Genomic DNA, 15274 nt, shown 5'->3' with positions numbered 1-15274 from the left:
GGGCCTGACGGCGATGGCATCGTCGGGAGCCTTATCCCGCGGGCCTCACCGCCATGGCAGACCCCTTAGGCAAGCCCTATTTGCCTGGCAGGGCGGTGCCGGGCGGGGCGGGAGACACGGCCCCGGTCATCGCACCCGAGGCATTCGCCCCGCTCGCCCCCGGTGCCGCCGGCAGGGCGCCGATGGCCGCCAGGATGGCCCGGGCCACCCCTTCCCGCTTCGGCAGATCCGCCATCCGCCCCGGCGTATCCAGGTTGAGGGCGAAGAACACCGGTCCCTGGGGCCACTCCACCCAGCCCACCCACCAGCCGATGCGGCCGTCCCAGCCGGTCTTGGCCCGCAGGATCCAGTCGCGGCCGGCCTCCACGATCATCACGTCCTTCACCAGCCGCTGGTGGGCCAGGGCCAGCGGCAACTGATTGCGGTAGAGGCGCTCGAGAAAGGCCACCTGCTCCTCGGCGGAAATGCGCAACTTGCCGTCCAGCCAGTAGCCGTCCTCGCCGCCGGACGGCTCGGCGTTGCCGTAGTCCATGGCCTGCAGCAGGCGCCGGGCCCGGGCCTCGCCGATCTGCCGGGCAAAGCCCTGGTACACCCAGACCACGGATGCGCGCATGGAGGAACGCAGGTCCTGGTCCCGGTTCCAGGCCGGGATGGCGCGCTGCACCCCGTCCCAGGGCAGGACCTGGAATTCGTCCCGCAGCACGCCGCTCTCCAGGGCCATCAGGGCATGGGCGATCTTGAAGGTGGAGGCGGGCACATAGCGCCGCGCCGCCCGCTCCGCATCGTAGCGCCACAGGCGGTGGCCGCCGCCGCGCCGGTCCGCCACCACCATGGTGCCGCGGGCCTCGGCGGCGGCGAAGAAGGCGCCCCACTCGTGCCGCTCGTCCGCGGTTTCCGCCCGGGCGGCAACGCCGCCCCCCAGCAGGAGCAGACAGAAAACCAGGGACCGAAGCATGCAAAATTTCATCATGGGCGCCTCACGACCTCAGCCCGGCACGGGGATGGCCGGCATGGAAAAGGGAAAGCCGCCGCCCGGCCCCAGCCACCACAGCAGCAGGGCCAAAACCGCCAGATTGGCCGCCACTGTCAGCCAGAACCAGGTACGGAAGGGCTGCTTGCGGCTTTTGTGACGCAGCCAGGCCTGGGCCAGCCAGGCTCCCGGCCAGCCGCCGAGCAGGGCCAGGCCATGCAGGGTGGCCTCGCTGATGCGCCAGGCACGGCGCCGGGCCGCCGACTTGTCCCAGGCGTACACCAGCAGGGTGAGCAGGCTGAGGGCGGCGTAATGGAGCGGCAGCAGGGAGAGGATCGGGGCGGATGACAAGGCAGGCTCGCGGCAAGGGTTCGGCATGGGGCGCATGACGCCGGGAAAACTGGTGGATAATGCGCCTTCCCGCCCCTCCCGCACAACCGGGAGGCCACCGCCGTACCCTGCCCTGCCCACCGGATCCGCCATGCCCAGCCTCAAAGCCCGCGCCGTCATCTTCCTGCTCAAGCACCGCCACTGGTTCCGCCTCAAGGCCCGGCGCGAGAGCATCACCTTCGACACCTCCATCCCGGCCCTGCGGGCCCAGGTGGAAAAATCCGGGGTGATCTTCGGCAAGCTGCCCCCCGACATCGCGGTGGACAGCTTCAACCTGGGCAGCATGAGCCTGGAGTGGATCCGCCCGCGGGACGACGCCGGCGGCAGCGCCATGCTCTATTTCCACGGCGGCGGCTACGTCATGGGCTCCCACCGCTCCCACCGGGCGGCGGTGGCCAAGTTCGTCGCCGGCAGCGGCGTGCCGGCCCTGGTCTTCGATTACCGGCTGGCCCCGGAGCATCCCTTCCCGGCCGCCCTGGACGACGCCCTGGCGGCCTGGGAGTGGCTGCTGGCCCGGGGCCAGGACCCGGCCAGGGCCGTCTTTGCCGGCGATTCGGCCGGCGGCGGCCTGCTGCTGGCGGCCCTGCTGGCCCTGCGCGACAAGGGCCGGCCCCTGCCGGCGGCGGCGGTGGCCCTGTCGCCGTGGACCGATCTCACCAGCAGCGGCCCCTCCTACCAGGAATCGGACCCCCTGGCGCCGGACGGCTGCTGGGAGGTTTTCAGCCGCTACTACGCCGGCGAGCGGGACCGGCGCGAGCCCCTCATCTCGCCCCTCTTCGGCGACCTGCAGGGCCTGCCGCCCCTGCTGCTGCACGCCGGCGGCGCCGAGATCATGCGCGACGACGCCATCAGCTTCGCCGCCAAGGCCCGGGCGGCGGGCGTGGAGGTGCGGCTGGAGCTGGGGAAAGGCATGTTCCACTGCTACCCGGCGGTGGCGCCCCTGTTCCCCGAAGCCACGGCGGCCCTGGCCGACTGCTGCGCCTTCATCCGCCAGTACGCCAGGGGCTGAAGGGCACCGGCCTGGAAAGCAGAAGGGGCGGCCTTTGCAGCCGCCCCTTGTCGTTCAAGCCCGTCCCTGCTGGCTGCCAGGGCAGGCCACTTTTCAGCGCAGCAGCCGGCCGCTGTTGCCGACGATGGTCACTTCGGAGAAGCGGGAGCCCAGGTGCTTGCCGGAGAAATCCAGGAGGAAGCCCCCCGCATCCCAGGGCGCCATGGATTCCAGGGCGCTCACCAGCTTTTCCCGGGTCGGCTGGGGCCCGGCCCGGCGCAGGCCTTCCACCATGGCCTTGGCGGCGATGAAGCCTTCCAGGTTGGTGTAGGTGATGCCGCCCTTGGGCTTCAGCGCCGGCGGCAGGGCGTCGAACTCCCGCACCACGCCGCTGGAGGCGCTCCAGGGATAGGGCGTCACCTGGGAGATGGCGATGCCCGCCGCCTCCGCCCCCATCTCCGCCTGCAGGGCCTTGTAGCCCACCACGGAAAGGGCGAAGAACTGGGGCTGCTTGCCGGTGGCCCGCATCTGTTTGACGAACAGGGCGGTGGGCTTGTAGGTGCTGATCATGACCACGGCCTGGGTGTCGGCGGCGGCGATGGCCTTGACCGCCTCGGTCACGTCGTTCTTCACCTTGTCGAAGCTGCCGCTGGCGATGACCTTCAGGTTGCGCTTCTTCAGGGCCACCTCCACGCCCTTGAGGCCGGCCTTGCCGAAGGCGTCATTCTGGTAGAAGACGGCGATGTGGTTGATGCCCAGGGTGGTCAGCTGGTCCACGATCTTTTCCGTCTCGTCGCCGTAGCTGGCCCGCAGCCAGAAGGTCTGGGGCGAGGCCTGCTCCCGCAGCTCATCGGCCCCGGTGTAGGGCGCCACCGAAGGCACGCCCCGCTCGTTCACCAGGGGCATCAGGGCCGTGTAGTTGGCGCTACCGAACATGCCGAGAAAGGCGAAGACGCCCTCCTTGTCCAGCAGCTGCTTGGCGTTCTCCACGCTCTTTTCCACCACATAGCCGTCGTCCAGGGTCACCAGCTCGATACGGCGGCCGTGGATGCCGCCCTTGCTGTTGATCCACTTGAGATAGGCCTGGGCCCCGTCCCGGTACTCGCTGCCCAGTTCGGCCAGGGGCCCGCTGAGGGGCAGGGACTGGCCCAGCTTGATGACATTGCCCTGCTGGGCATGAAGCGACGTCGCCAGCAGGGCCCCACAAACGAAATAGAGCCCCGTGAGGGCTCGCCGTAGCGCCTTCATCCACAATCTCCTTTGGTGTCTCGATGCCGCCTGGTAGGGGACCGGTATGCTCCGGTTCGGGCCTCGTTCGCTGACGGGCTGGCCACAGTCTAGGAAGGGACGCAGCGGGAGATTGTCATCTGCACGACAATTGGCCCCAGGCCCCGCCTGGCCTGCATCGGCGGCGGGCGGCGGGGAGCCGGCAAGGACTGGCGGCGATGACCGGAGCATCCGCCGGCGCCTTTTCCATGGCACCATGGCCGACCCCCAACCGACCCGAGGAGATCCCATGCCCTACGTCAATATCCAGATCACCGCCGGCGCCAGCCGGGAACAGAAGGCCCGCCTGGTGGCGGAAGTCACCGACAGCCTGGTGCGGGTGCTGGGCAAAAAGCCGGAACACACCCACATCGTGATCCAGGAAATCACTGAGGAAAACTGGGGCTTTGCCGGCCTGCTCACCGACGACTGGAAGCGGCGCCAGGGCTGAGCCCCCAAAACAAAACCCGCCTGGCGGCGGGTTCGGGCGGGGCGCGGCCCCACGGCGGCGGCCGGTGGCGCAATCGTGCCACGGCCAGGGCCGGGATGCTCTAGACCGTGGTCAGGCCGTTGCCTTCCACCGCCACGATGGCCTTGGCCTGGTTGAAGTCTTCCGCATAGCCGCTGGCGTAGAGGCAGCAGGCCAGCTGGTTGGCCAGGGGCAGGGGCAGGCTGGCCTGGCCGTCCAGCACCTTGCGGATCCACTGGGCGGTGACCTTGGCGTCGCACTCCTCCGGCAGGTTGGGCAGGGCCTTGAGGCTTTCGTGCTCTGCCTCGAACAGCACCTCGCACTGCTCCTCGTGCAGGTACTCGATGCGCGGGCGGCGCTTGGGGTTGGCGAAGGGCTCCCCTTCCGAGGCCCGCAGCAACAGGGCCCGGCCGCCGCCGTAGGAGAGGATGTCGCGCATCAGGTCCATGTAGGCCGGATGGGTGGCGGCTCCCAGCAGGACGCCGCCGCCCTTGAAGGGGTCGAGCATCTTCACCAGGCTGTGGGCGCTGTTGCGCAGGCCCAGGCGGCTGCGCAGGGAGAGCAGGTTGTGCAGCCCCGGGCTGAGCACGTTGAGGGGCACGCAGGCCACGCCGTAGCCGTCCATGGCCTGCTGCACGGCGCTGTGGCTGGCGCAGGGCATCAGGCCCAGTTCGCGAAAGACGTGGGCCGAAGTGACCCGGCCATAGCCTTCGAGCAGGCCGTGCACCAGCACCGGCACGCCGAAGCGCTGCAGCAGCAGGGCCAGCAGGGGCGTCAGGTTGGCCCCCTTGCGGGCGCCGTTGTAGCTGGGAATGACCACCGGCCGGATGCGTCCGGGGGGCGGCCGCAGGGCATGGACCCGCTCGCTGGCGGCGGCCAGAAAGCCGATCATTTCCTCGGCGCTCTCGCCCTTGACCCGCAGGGCGATGGTGATGGCCCCCAGTTCCAGTTCGGGCACACCGCCGTCGAGCATGGCGCCGTAGAGCAGTTGGGCCTCCTCCTGGGTCAGGTCCTTGGCGCCCTCGGCGCCGCGGCCGAGTTCCTTGATGAAGTGGGCGTAATTCATGGGCGTCTCCCCGGTTTTCCTTGTCTTTCCCTCAGGCAGCCTGGGGGGATGTCTTGGCAACGATGATTTTCTTCACTTCGGGCAGGCAGCCGCCGCAGAAGGTTCCGCATTTTAGCTCGTTCTGCAGGCCGTCCAGGTCCAGGCCCCTGGCGATGCCGGCCTCGATCTGGGCCTGGGTGATGTCGGCGCACTTGCACACCACCGGGCTGGCGCGCAGCAGCTTGGCCGGCGGCGTGCTGATGGGGGCCACCGCCCAGCGCAGCAGGTCCGGGTCCAGCACGTCGTCGGAGATGGCGTCCTTGAGCCAGGCCAGGGCCTGGGTCTCGCCGGCCAGGCGCACCCCGAGCAGGTGGCCGTCCCGGGCCAGGGCCCGCTTGCCGATGTGGCGGCGGCGGTCGGCGTAGACGATGGCGCCCTCCTCCCGCTCCAGGTCGAAGAGGGCGTCGATCTCCCGGATCTGGGCCTCGTCCAGGGGCGCCTCTGCCGCGGCGCGGAACACCACCAGGGGCTGGCCGCGGCCATAGAGGCCGACGCTGGCGTAGGGGAAGCGGGGCAACAGGCGGCGCGCCCTTTGCAGCAGGGCCAGGCTGGAGGCCAGGGCGTCGGGCCCCTCTCCGGCCCGCACCACGGCCAGGGGCCAGGGCAGGTCGGCCTTTTCCACCTGCACCGGGGCGTGCTTCAGCTCGGGCTGCAGGGAAATGGGATCGCAGGCCGGGCCGGTGAAGGCGTTGGCGCCGGCGCCGTGCATGAACCGGCTGCCCCAGTGCATGGGCAGCCAGGCCCGGCCCTTCTTCAGGCCGGCCACGGCGGCCACCCGCAGCACCAGGCTGTCGCGGCCGTTGCTGACCCGGGCCAGGTCGCCGTCCTCCAGGCCTCGGTGGCGCAGGTCGCAGGGATGCATGGCCAGCACCGCCTCCTCGGCGCCGTGGAACAGGCGCGGCACGGTGCCGGTGCGGCTCATGCCATGCCACTGGTCCCGCAGGCGGCCGGAAAGGAGGCTGAGGGGCTGATCCACATCGGTGGGCTCGGCCACCTCCTGGTGCTGCACCGGGACGAAGCGGGCGCGGCCGGAAGGCGTGGGGAAGCGGCCGTCGGCGTAAAGCCGGGGCAGGCCGGCCTCGGCCCCTGCGGGGAAGGGCCACAGCTGGGGCCCGCGCTGCTCCAGGAGGCCGTAGGAGAGGCCGGTGATGTCCAGGTCCCGGCCCCGGGTGCTGTCCCGGTGCTCGTTGAAGATGGCTTCGGGGCGGCGGTAGGGGAACAGGCGGCGGGCCTCTTCGCCCCGGCCCTGTTCATCCCCCAGGCGGTGGGCGAAATCGACGGCGATGGCCCAGTCGGCCCGGGCCTCGCCGGCCGGCGCCACGGCGGCCCGCACCCGGGAGATGCGGCGCTCCGAGTTGGTCACCGTGCCCTCCTTCTCGCCCCAGCTGGCGGCGGGCAGCAGCAGGTCGGCGTAGGCGGCGGTGTCGGTATCGCCGTAGGCTTCCTGCAGCACCACGAATTCCGCCGTCTCCAGGGCGGCCCGCACCCGGGCCTGGTCCGGCAGGGAATGGGCCGGGTTGGTGCAGGCGATCCACAGGGCCTTGACTTCACCCCGGCCCACGGCCTCGAACAGCTGCACGGCGGTGAGGCCGGGCTTGGCCGGCACCTCGGGCACGCCCCAGAAGCGGGCCACTTCGGCCCGGTGCTCGGCGTTGCCCAGATCCCGGTGGGCAGAGAGCAGGTTGGCCATGCCCCCCACTTCCCGGCCGCCCATGGCGTTGGGCTGGCCGGTGAGGGAGAAGGGGCCGGCGCCGGGCCGGCCGATGTGGCCGGTGGCCAGGTGCAGGTGGATCAGGGCGGCGTTGTTGTGGCTGCCGTGGCGGGACTGGTTGAGGCCCTGGCACCAGAGGGACAGGCTGGCCTTGGAGAGGCCGAACCAGCGCGCCGCCTGGACGATGTCCTCGGCCGGGATGCCGCAGATCTGGGCCGCCACGGCGGGGCTGTAGTCCGCCGCAATCGTTTCCAGGGCGGCAAAGCCTTCGGTGTGGGCGGCGATGTAGTCCCGGTCCACCAGGTTCTCGGCCAACAGCACGTGCAGCATGGCGTTGTAGAGGGCGATGTCGGTGCCGGGCTTCAGGGCCAGGTGCAGGTCGGCGATGGCGGCCGTCTCGCTGCGGCGGGGGTCGGCGACGATGATCTTGAGTTCGGGATTGGCCGCCCGGGCATCCTCGATGCGGCGGAAGACGATGGGGTGGGCGGCGGCCGGATTGGCGCCGGTGATGAACAGGCACTGGGCCAGGCCGATATCCTCATAGCAGTTGGGCGGTGCATCCACGCCCAGGGTCAGCTTGTAGCCGGAGGCGGCGGAGGACATGCAGAGGCGGGAGTTGGTGTCGATGTTGTTGCTGCCGATGAAGCCCTTCACCAGCTTGTTGAAGACGTAGTAGTCCTCGGTCAGCAGCTGGCCGGAGACGTAGAAGGCCACCGCCTCCGGTCCGTGCTCGGCGATGACGGAGGCGAAACGGCGGGCCGCCACGGCCATGGCCTGCTCCCAGCTCACCCGCTGGCGCGGCTGGTCGCGGCGGGTGCGCACTTCCGGATAGAGGGCCCGGTTGGCCTGAAGGGTGCCGGGGGCGGCGGTAAGGTGCAGGGTCGCCCCCTTGGCGCAGAGGCGCCCCTGGTTGGCCGGGTGCTCCGGGTCGCCGCGCACGTCGGTGATGCGGCCGTCGCGGCTGTCGATGAGGACGCCGCAGCCGGTGCCGCAGTAGCAGCAAGTGGAAGGGGTGACACTGGGGGGGAAGTGGCTTTCATTTGGCATGGTCTGGGCTCCTGCCCCAACACAGCAACAGCCATGCCACCATTAATAATCAATGGGTTACCAATAAACGACAGCGAATCCGCCAGGAGAACGGCTGGATTTCGGCCCCAGCTTGGCGCATCCCGCGCCAGCTTGGTGCGCCAAAGAAAAACCGCCTCGGCTTGGGGCGCGAGGCGGTTTCCGGTGGAGCGGCGGGGAGTACCTAAGAAGGAAAACCCCCGCTCACTTCACCCGCTGCAGGTGGGGACGGCCGCTGGGCGGTGCGGCCGGCGGCTCCGGCGGGGTCTCGTCGCCGGCATCCGCCACCACTTCGCCCTCGCCTTCACCTTCTTCATCCACCTCGAAGGCCATGCCGGCCCCGTTTTCACGGGCGTAGATGGCCACCACATTGCCCACCGGCACCGACAGATCCCGGGCCACACCGCCGAAACGGGCGGCAAAGCTGATCAGCTCGTTGCTCATGTTGAGGTGGGAAGTGGCGTCGCCGCTGATGTTGAGGACGATCTGGCCGTCCCGCACGTACTCGCGGGGCACCAGGGTCCGGTCATCCACGGCCACTGCGATGTAGGGGGTAAAGCCGTTGTCCACGCACCATTCGTAAATGGCGCGGATCAGGTAGGGCTTGGTGGAGGGCAGTTGCATGACAGTCTTCCGCTGAATGGCGCCGACCGGTCCGGCCGACGCACCGGCACCGCAGGCGCCGGCCTGGAGAAAAGACGGGGACACCGTGGCGGCGCCCCCGTCAGTTCGTTACTTGCGCATCACCTTTTCGGAAGGCGTCAGGGCATCGATGAAGCCCTGGCGGCTGAAGATGCGCTCGGCGTACTTCATCAGCGGCGCGGCAGTCTTCGGCAGGTCGATGCCGTAGTGGTCCAGGCGCCACAGCAGGGGGGCGATGGCCACGTCGAGCATGGAGAACTCGTCGCCCAGCATGAACTTCTGCTTGGCGAACATGGGAGCCAGCTCGGTCAGGCGGTTGCGGATTTCGGTCCGCGCCTTGTCGGCGGTCTTGGCGTTCTTTTCCAGGGGCTCGATGTAGGCAAAGATTTCCCGTTCCATGGTGGACAGCAGCTGGCGCGCCCGGGCCCGCATGATGGGGTCGGCCGGCATGAGCTGGGGATGGGGGAAACGCTCATCGATGTATTCGTTGATGATGTTGGGTTCGTACAGGATCAACTCGCGCTCGACCAGCACCGGCACCCGGTTGTACGGGTTGATGACGGCGATGTCTTCGGGCTTGTTGAAGAGGTCCACATCGATCACCTGGAAGTCCATGCCCTTTTCGAACAGGACGATGCGGCAGCGGTGGCTGAAGGGATCGGTGGTGCCGGAGTAGAGGTTCATCATGACTCGTTACCTCAAAAAGGAATCGGCACCGCCGCCGGGAAAAGCCCCGATCGGCGATGCCGTAGCCTGAATGTCAGGCGGGTTAGTGCACGTCTTTCCAGTACTCGCGCTTGAGAGCGTAAGCAACGACGAAGAGCACGCCGAGGAACAGCAGGACGGCAATGCCCAGCTGCTTGCGCAGACCGGAAACGGGTTCACCGATGTACACCAGGAAACCGACCAGGTCAGCGATTTGCTTGTCGTACTCGGCGGCGGACAGCTTGCCGGGTACGGCCAGTTCCAGCTTGTGGGTCTCGTGGTTCAGCACTTGCTGACCCTGCAGTTCCCACAGGATGTGCGGCATGCCGACGTTCTCGAACACCACGTTGTTCCAGCCGGTGGGACGCTTGTCGTCACGGTAGAAGGAACGCAGGTAGGTGTAGAGCCAGTCGGCGCCGGGACCGGCTTCGGAAGCGCGGGCACGGGCGATCAGGGTCAGGTCGGGCGGGGTGGCGCCGAACCATTGCTTGGCTTCGTCCGGACGGATGGCGACGCGCATGGGCTCGCCCACCTTGTCGGCGGTGAACAGCAGGCTGTCCTTGATCTGCTGCTCGGTCAGACCGATGCCGGTCAGCCGGTTGTAGCGCATGAAGGAGGCGCCGTGGCAGTTCAGGCAGTAGTTCACGAACAGCTTGGCGCCGTTTTGCAGGGCCGCGTTGTCGCCGGAAACGTCCGGAGCCTTGTCCAGATGCACGGCGGCGCCGCTGGCCAGCGCCATCAGGGGCGCGAAGAGCAATGCAGTAAGCAGTTTTTTCATGTCGCTCTCGTCCTTATTTCATGGTCACACGCTCGGGTTCCGGCGTGTACTTGTCCACCTTGGAATACCACGGCATCAGCAGGAAGAAGCCGAAGTAGATCAGGGAGCAAACCTGGGAGACCTTCTCGCCCCAGTAGGAGGGCGGCTGGGTACCGAGGTAGCCCAGGATCACGAAGCAGATCACGAACAGGGTCAGGAAGGTCTTGTAGATCGGACCGCGGTAGCGGATGGACTTGACCGGGCTGCGATCCAGCCAGGGCAGGAAGGCGAAGATCACCACGGAAGCGCCCATGGCCACCACACCCCAGAACTTGGCATCCAGGCCCAGGATCGGCCACACCATGGCGCGCAGGATGGAGTAGAAGGGGGTGAAGTACCACACCGGAGCGATGTGGGGCGGGGTCTTCAGGGGATCGGCCGGAATGAAGTTGTTGTATTCCAGGAAGTAGCCGCCGCCTTCGGGTGCGAAGAACACCACGCAGGAGAAGACCATCAGGAAGACCACGACGCCGACGATGTCCTTGACGGTGTAGTAGGGATGGAAGGGAATGCCGTCCAGGGGATGGCCGTTCTCGTCCTTCAGCTTCTTGATCTCGACGCCGTCGGGGTTGTTGGAGCCGACTTCGTGCAGGGCCAGGATGTGGGCGGCGACGAGGCCGATCAGCACCAGGGGCATGGCGATCACGTGGAAGGAGAAGAAGCGGTTCAGGGTTGCATCGCCCACCACGAAGTCACCGCGCAGCCAGACGGACAGGTCCGGTCCGATCAGGGGAATGGCGGAGAACAGGTTCACGATCACCTGGGCGCCCCAGAAGGACATCTGGCCCCAGGGCAGCAGGTAGCCGAAGAAGGCTTCGCCCATCAGGCACAGGAAGATGCCGACGCCGAACAGCCAGATCAGCTCGCGGGGCTTGCGGTAGGAACCGTAGAGCATGCCGCGGAACATGTGCAGGAAGACGACGATGAAGAAGGCGGAAGCACCGGTGGAGTGCATGTAGCGGATCAGCCAGCCCCAGGGCACGTCGCGCATGATGTACTCGACGGAGGCGAAGGCCACGGGCACGCCGGCGGCGTTCAGGGAAGCATCCGGCTTGAAGTGCATCACCAGGAAGATGCCGGTGACGATCTGCAGCACCAGGACCAGCAAGGCCAGGGAGCCGAAGAAGTACCAGAAGTTGAAGTTCTTCGGTGCGTAGTACTCGGACAGGTGGCCCTTCCACATGGAAGTGGCGGGGAAGCGGGCATCGACCCACTCCAGCACGTTGCCGCCGATGGAACCGTCGGACTTGTACTTTTCGAAATTGGTATTGGCAGCCATTCCTTACGCCCCCTTCTTGTCTTCGCCGATCAGGATGCGGGTATCGGACAGATACATGTGCGGCGGAACTTCCAGGTTGGTCGGAGCCGGCTTGGCCTTGTAAACGCGGCCGGCAAAGTCGAAGGTGGAACCGTGGCAGGGGCACAGGAAGCCGCCCAGCCAGTCACCGGACATGCCCTCTTCGGCGCCGTGCTTGAACTTGGCGGAAGGAGAACAGCCCAGGTGGGTACAGATACCCACGGCGACCAGCACTTCGGGCTTGATGGAGCGGGTTTCGTTCTGGCAGTAGGCGGGCTGCTGCTCTTTTTCGGACTTGGGATCGGCGACGGCATCGGCCAGCTTGGGCAGGGTGTCCAGCATGTCCTTGGTGCGGTTGATGATCCACACCGGCTTGCCACGCCATTCCACGGTCATCATCTGACCCGGTTCCAGCTTGGAAATATCCACTTCCACCGGAGCGCCGGCTGCCTTGGCGCGTTCGGACGGCAGCATGCTGGCGACGAACGGCACGAGTGCCGCCACCGCCCCGGCCCCGCCCACGGCCGCGGTAGCGACGATCAGACGCCGCCTGCCGCAGTCCACTTTGTTCTCTTTGCTCATAGCGCAGATCCCTAGAACGTTGAAATTAAAATTCAGAACAGCAATTCGGTAACGCCTTCGGCGAGGCAAAAATGATCCTGGCCGAACAAAACCGGAAGATTATACTCGAATCCACCTACGGACTGGAACCGGGCCGGGAACTCAATGTCGTCAAATGCGTCGAAAGCCGCTCCAAACCTGAGCCTGGTCAAGAATCGGACCCGCCAGGGCTAGGCTTCCACGTTTTTCCGCTCCCGCATGGCCTGAGCCAGGGTGCCGGCATCCACGTACTCCAGCTCCCCACCCACCGGCACCCCCCGGGCGATCCGGGTCACCTTGATGCCCCTGCTGCGCAGCAGTTCGCTGACGTAGTGAGCGGTCGCTTCGCCTTCGTTGGTGTAATTAGTGGCCAGGATGACCTCCTGGACCTCGCCATCGCAGGCCCGGGCCAGCAGACGGTCCAGCTGCAGCTCCCGGGGACCGACACCGTCCAGCGGCGACAAGCGCCCCATGATGACGTAGTAGAGCCCGTTGTAGGCCTGGGTCTGCTCCATCATGTTCATGTCCACCGGCGTTTCGACGACGCACAGCAGGCTGGCATCCCGCTTGGTGGAGGCGCAGCGCTCGCAGATCTCGGACTCGGTGAAGGTGTTGCAGCGGCTGCAATGGCGAATGGCCTCCAGCGCATGGGACATGCCGTCTGCCAGGCGGCGGGCACCCTTGCGGTCCCGCTGCAGCAGATGGTAGGCCATGCGCTGGGCCGATTTCGGCCCGATCCCCGGCAAACAACGGAGGGCCTCGATCAGTTCTTCGAGGCTGGATGGGGTGCTCATCAGAAGGGCAGCTTGAATCCGGGGGGCAGGTTGAGGCCGGCGGTGAAGCCGGACATGCGTTCCTTGCTCAGCTCCTCGCCACGGCGAACTGCGTCATTGACGGCGGCGGCGATCAGATCTTCCAGCATTTCCTTGTCGTCCATGACCGAGGGGTCGATCGTGACACGGCGCACGTCGTGGGAACAGGTCATCAGCACCTTGACCATGCCGGCACCGGCCTGGCCTTCCACCTCGACGCGACCCAGCTCTTCCTGGGCCTTCTTCATGTTTTCCTGCATTTGCTGGGCCTGCTTCATCAGGCCGGCGATGCCGCCTTTCATCATTTTCGTGGTCCTCAACTAGATGGGTTTGATGGATGATTCAATCAGCGTGGCGTCGAAGATGTCGATCACCTCGCGCACAAAGGGATCCTGCTCGATGGCGGCGACAGCCCGGTCCTGGCGCTCCTCCCTTTCCTGCTGGAGAATCGCCGCCGGCGTCAGCGTGCTTACTTCGGCCACTTCGATCTGCAACTGCAGCGGGCGGCCACAGTATTCGCCCAAGGCCTGCTGCAGCCGATCCTGGGCCGCCTTCATGATCAGGTGGCGATGGGCCGGCGGCAAGCGCAATTGCACCACCTCCTCGCCCAGCTTCAGTAACTCGCAATGCTGGGCCAGGGCCCGCGCCATACCGGACAACTGCAAGCTGTCAAGAATCGACTGCCAGTCACCTGGAGCCTCGCTGTCAGCGGCGACAGCCTGTGCCGCCGGCATCGTCTCCGCAGGAGCGGCTACCGGCTGTACGACGGGGGCTTCTGCAGTTCGGGCCGGGACGGAAATTCGGGAAGGAGCCGCCTTAACCGCGGGAGCCTGCGCCCGCGGGGCGGCCAACGCTTTTCCCGGGGATGGGCCCTCCCCAGGCTGGCGCGGCGCAAAGGCATGCAGACGCAACAGGGTCATGACGAAACCGGCATGGGGGTCGGGGGCCATGGGTAGTTCATGGCGACCATGCACGCTGATCTGGTAGGCCAACTGCACCGTCTGGGCGTCGATGGCACCTGCCAGTGCGAGTAAGCGGCTGCGGTCCGGCGTATCCTCGGCAATGGCAGCCGGGGCCAGCTGAGCCACCTGCAGACGGGTCAGCATGGCAGCCAGATCCTGCAGGGCACTGTCGAAGGATAGGCTGCGCTCCGTCATCAGATCGGCCACACTCAGCATGGCACTGACATCGCCCTGGGCCATGGCTTCCAAGAGGGTGAACAGGTAATCCTGATCCACAGTGCCGAGCATGTCGCGCACCAGGGACTCCTCCACCTTGCCGGTGCCATGGGCAATCGCCTGGTCGAGCAGCGACAGGGCGTCACGCATACTGCCGTTGGCAGAGCGGGCCAGCAAAGCCAACGCCGGCGCCTCGAAGGGGACGGATTCAGCCTCAAGGATGTGGGAAAGATGGCCGGTGATGGCCTGGGGCGGCATCTGCTTCAGATTGAACTGCAGACAGCGGGAAAGAACCGTCACCGGAATTTTCTGGGGATCGGTGGTCGCCAGGATGAATTTGACGTGCTCGGGTGGCTCTTCCAGGGTCTTCAACATGGCGTTGAAGGCCGAATTGGAAAGCATGTGCACTTCGTCGATCACGTAGACCTTGAAGCGGCCCCGGGTAGGCGCATACACCGCATTCTCGAGCAGCTGGCGCATCTCATCGACCCGGGTATTGGTGGCCGCATCGACCTCGAGAAGATCTACAAAACGACCCGCATCGATTTCCTGGCAGGCAGAACATTGCCCGCAAGGAGTCGCCGAGATGCCGGATTCACAATTGAGGGATTTGGCCAGGATGCGGGCCAAGGTGGTCTTGCCGACACCTCGGGTGCCGGTGAAGAGATACGCGTGGTGGAGCCGCTGCTCGGTGAGAGCATGGGTCAACGCACGGACCACATGCTCCTGGCCGACCAGGGTGGAAAAGCTTCGAGGGCGCCATTTGCGCGCCAGAACCTGATAGCTCATGCCGAATAGTCTCGCACGACAGCGGCACCCGACCGCCCATGGCGGCTGCCGGAAATGAAAGTGGCGAGCCTTACCCCCGGCACTTGCAGTAAGTAGCTGTGGCTGCTTCCTTCCGGACCTGACCAGGTTCACCACCCTGCAATGCGGGGAGACCCGCCGGTGCGAATTCTAACATAGCTGATCGGCGTTTCTCGCCCACCAGCGCTTTTTTTCCGTCACTCGAACGAGCAACCAGTCATCCGCCAAATCTCGATATCACAAGCCGATATCTGGACTCGGCAAGAGCCGACGGCAGAGCATCTAAGCCGTTTTTGAGTGGGGGGAGATTTTGAAGGTACAAATAGAAACACCCCAGCCACATAGTAGCTGGGGTGTTGTAAGGGGAGCCTGGCGGTGACCTACTTTCGCACATGAAGTATGCACTATCATCGGCGCAACTCTGTTTCACGGTCCTGTTCGGGATGGGAAGG

15 protein-coding genes, 1 rRNA gene and 1 other RNA gene are annotated in these 15274 nt (G+C 66.6%); 2 read left to right on the top strand and 15 right to left on the bottom strand.

Translation table 11 applies throughout. From position 1 onward, the window contains the following. Positions 1-76: 76 nt before the first annotated feature. Both blaOXA and OEL49_RS03525 read right to left on the bottom strand, forming a co-directional pair. Positions 77-967 (bottom strand): class D beta-lactamase, encoded by an 891-nt coding sequence (blaOXA, locus tag OEL49_RS03530; RefSeq protein ID WP_414635382.1) that lies wholly within the window; start codon positions 965-967, stop codon positions 77-79. 18 nt (positions 968-985) lie between these two features. Continuing rightward, positions 986-1321 (bottom strand): DUF1294 domain-containing protein, encoded by a 336-nt coding sequence (locus tag OEL49_RS03525; protein WP_014236896.1) that lies wholly within the window; start codon positions 1319-1321, stop codon positions 986-988. A 130-nt stretch (positions 1322-1451) separates the two neighbouring features. Between OEL49_RS03525 and OEL49_RS03520 the strand changes: the two genes are divergently transcribed. After that, positions 1452-2369 (top strand): alpha/beta hydrolase, encoded by a 918-nt coding sequence (locus OEL49_RS03520; protein WP_014236895.1) that lies wholly within the window; start codon positions 1452-1454, stop codon positions 2367-2369. Positions 2370-2462: 93 nt separating this feature from the next. On the opposite strand, the gene OEL49_RS03515 is transcribed toward OEL49_RS03520, so the two are convergent. Further along, positions 2463-3596, bottom strand: coding sequence for an ABC transporter substrate-binding protein (locus OEL49_RS03515; RefSeq protein ID WP_014236894.1), 1134 nt, complete (start codon positions 3594-3596; stop codon positions 2463-2465). 46 nt (positions 3597-3642) lie between these two features. Here OEL49_RS03515 and OEL49_RS17380 point away from each other — a divergent pair, with 46 nt between their 5' ends. After that, complete coding sequence (locus tag OEL49_RS17380) at positions 3643-4065, top strand: tautomerase family protein (RefSeq protein WP_308806150.1); 423 nt, start codon at positions 3643-3645, stop codon at positions 4063-4065. 100 nt (positions 4066-4165) lie between these two features. On the opposite strand, the gene ybiB is transcribed toward OEL49_RS17380, so the two are convergent. The 12 genes from ybiB to rrf form a co-directional block, all read right to left on the bottom strand. Then, complete coding sequence (ybiB, locus tag OEL49_RS03505; RefSeq protein WP_287874009.1) at positions 4166-5149, bottom strand: DNA-binding protein YbiB; 984 nt, start codon at positions 5147-5149, stop codon at positions 4166-4168. A 31-nt stretch (positions 5150-5180) separates the two neighbouring features. Continuing rightward, entirely contained in the window at positions 5181-7946 is a 2766-nt protein-coding gene (locus OEL49_RS03500) for a nitrate reductase (protein ID WP_287874008.1), read from the bottom strand. A gap of 222 nt (positions 7947-8168) precedes the next feature. Beyond that, a complete protein-coding gene (locus tag OEL49_RS03495) occupies positions 8169-8588 on the bottom strand; it encodes a ClpXP protease specificity-enhancing factor (protein ID WP_014236890.1) in 420 nt (139 codons plus the stop codon). 108 nt (positions 8589-8696) lie between these two features. Next, on the bottom strand, positions 8697-9293 hold the full coding sequence (locus OEL49_RS03490; protein WP_014236889.1) for a glutathione S-transferase N-terminal domain-containing protein: 597 nt from the start codon (positions 9291-9293) through the stop codon (positions 8697-8699). 82 nt (positions 9294-9375) lie between these two features. Next, positions 9376-10089, bottom strand: coding sequence for a cytochrome c1 (locus tag OEL49_RS03485; RefSeq protein WP_014236888.1), 714 nt, complete (start codon positions 10087-10089; stop codon positions 9376-9378). A gap of 13 nt (positions 10090-10102) precedes the next feature. Next, the gene (locus tag OEL49_RS03480) at positions 10103-11407 is read right to left on the bottom strand and encodes a cytochrome b (RefSeq protein ID WP_014236887.1); all 1305 of its coding nucleotides are present in this window, start codon (positions 11405-11407) and stop codon (positions 10103-10105) included. 3 nt (positions 11408-11410) lie between these two features. Next, entirely contained in the window at positions 11411-12007 is a 597-nt protein-coding gene (gene petA / locus OEL49_RS03475; RefSeq protein ID WP_014236886.1) for a ubiquinol-cytochrome c reductase iron-sulfur subunit, read from the bottom strand. 209 nt (positions 12008-12216) lie between these two features. Further along, a complete protein-coding gene (recR, locus tag OEL49_RS03470; RefSeq protein WP_014236885.1) occupies positions 12217-12819 on the bottom strand; it encodes a recombination mediator RecR in 603 nt (200 codons plus the stop codon). Beyond that, positions 12819-13139, bottom strand: coding sequence for a YbaB/EbfC family nucleoid-associated protein (locus OEL49_RS03465; protein WP_202946006.1), 321 nt, complete (start codon positions 13137-13139; stop codon positions 12819-12821). The genes recR and OEL49_RS03465 overlap by 1 nt, the downstream gene beginning before the upstream one ends. Positions 13140-13157: 18 nt before the next feature. Beyond that, complete coding sequence (gene dnaX / locus OEL49_RS03460) at positions 13158-14804, bottom strand: DNA polymerase III subunit gamma/tau (RefSeq protein ID WP_014236883.1); 1647 nt, start codon at positions 14802-14804, stop codon at positions 13158-13160. A 59-nt stretch (positions 14805-14863) separates the two neighbouring features. Next, positions 14864-14962: signal recognition particle sRNA small type (ffs, locus tag OEL49_RS03455), an RNA gene on the bottom strand. Between the two features lie 227 nt (positions 14963-15189). Further along, positions 15190-15274: ribosomal RNA gene (gene rrf / locus OEL49_RS17425) — 5S ribosomal RNA — on the bottom strand; the annotation flags it as partial.

This window comes from Azospira sp. (genome assembly GCF_030247495.1).
Taxonomy (GTDB): Bacteria; Pseudomonadota; Gammaproteobacteria; order Burkholderiales; family Rhodocyclaceae; genus Azospira; species Azospira oryzae.
Note: the sequence above shows the minus strand (reverse complement) of the source record. Positions and strands in the feature narration are given on the sequence as shown.

Bases quoted from the DNA above. Each gene is read 5' to 3' on its own strand.
- OEL49_RS17380 (WP_308806150.1), top strand. From the start codon at position 3,643: ATGCTCCGGTTCGGGCCTCGTTCGCTGACGGGCTGGCCACAGTCTAGG.
- OEL49_RS03485 (WP_014236888.1), bottom strand. From the start codon at position 10,089: ATGAAAAAACTGCTTACTGCATTGCTCTTCGCGCCCCTGATGGCGCTG.
- OEL49_RS03515 (WP_014236894.1), bottom strand. From the start codon at position 3,596: ATGAAGGCGCTACGGCGAGCCCTCACGGGGCTCTATTTCGTTTGTGGG.
- OEL49_RS03465 (WP_202946006.1), bottom strand. From the start codon at position 13,139: ATGAAAGGCGGCATCGCCGGCCTGATGAAGCAGGCCCAGCAAATGCAG.
- OEL49_RS03520 (WP_014236895.1), top strand. From the start codon at position 1,452: ATGCCCAGCCTCAAAGCCCGCGCCGTCATCTTCCTGCTCAAGCACCGC.
- blaOXA (WP_414635382.1), bottom strand. From the start codon at position 967: ATGAAATTTTGCATGCTTCGGTCCCTGGTTTTCTGTCTGCTCCTGCTG.
- OEL49_RS03495 (WP_014236890.1), bottom strand. From the start codon at position 8,588: ATGCAACTGCCCTCCACCAAGCCCTACCTGATCCGCGCCATTTACGAA.
- petA (WP_014236886.1), bottom strand. From the start codon at position 12,007: ATGAGCAAAGAGAACAAAGTGGACTGCGGCAGGCGGCGTCTGATCGTC.
- dnaX (WP_014236883.1), bottom strand. From the start codon at position 14,804: ATGAGCTATCAGGTTCTGGCGCGCAAATGGCGCCCTCGAAGCTTTTCC.
- recR (WP_014236885.1), bottom strand. From the start codon at position 12,819: ATGAGCACCCCATCCAGCCTCGAAGAACTGATCGAGGCCCTCCGTTGT.
- ybiB (WP_287874009.1), bottom strand. From the start codon at position 5,149: ATGAATTACGCCCACTTCATCAAGGAACTCGGCCGCGGCGCCGAGGGC.
- OEL49_RS03490 (WP_014236889.1), bottom strand. From the start codon at position 9,293: ATGATGAACCTCTACTCCGGCACCACCGATCCCTTCAGCCACCGCTGC.
- OEL49_RS03500 (WP_287874008.1), bottom strand. From the start codon at position 7,946: ATGCCAAATGAAAGCCACTTCCCCCCCAGTGTCACCCCTTCCACTTGC.
- OEL49_RS03480 (WP_014236887.1), bottom strand. From the start codon at position 11,407: ATGGCTGCCAATACCAATTTCGAAAAGTACAAGTCCGACGGTTCCATC.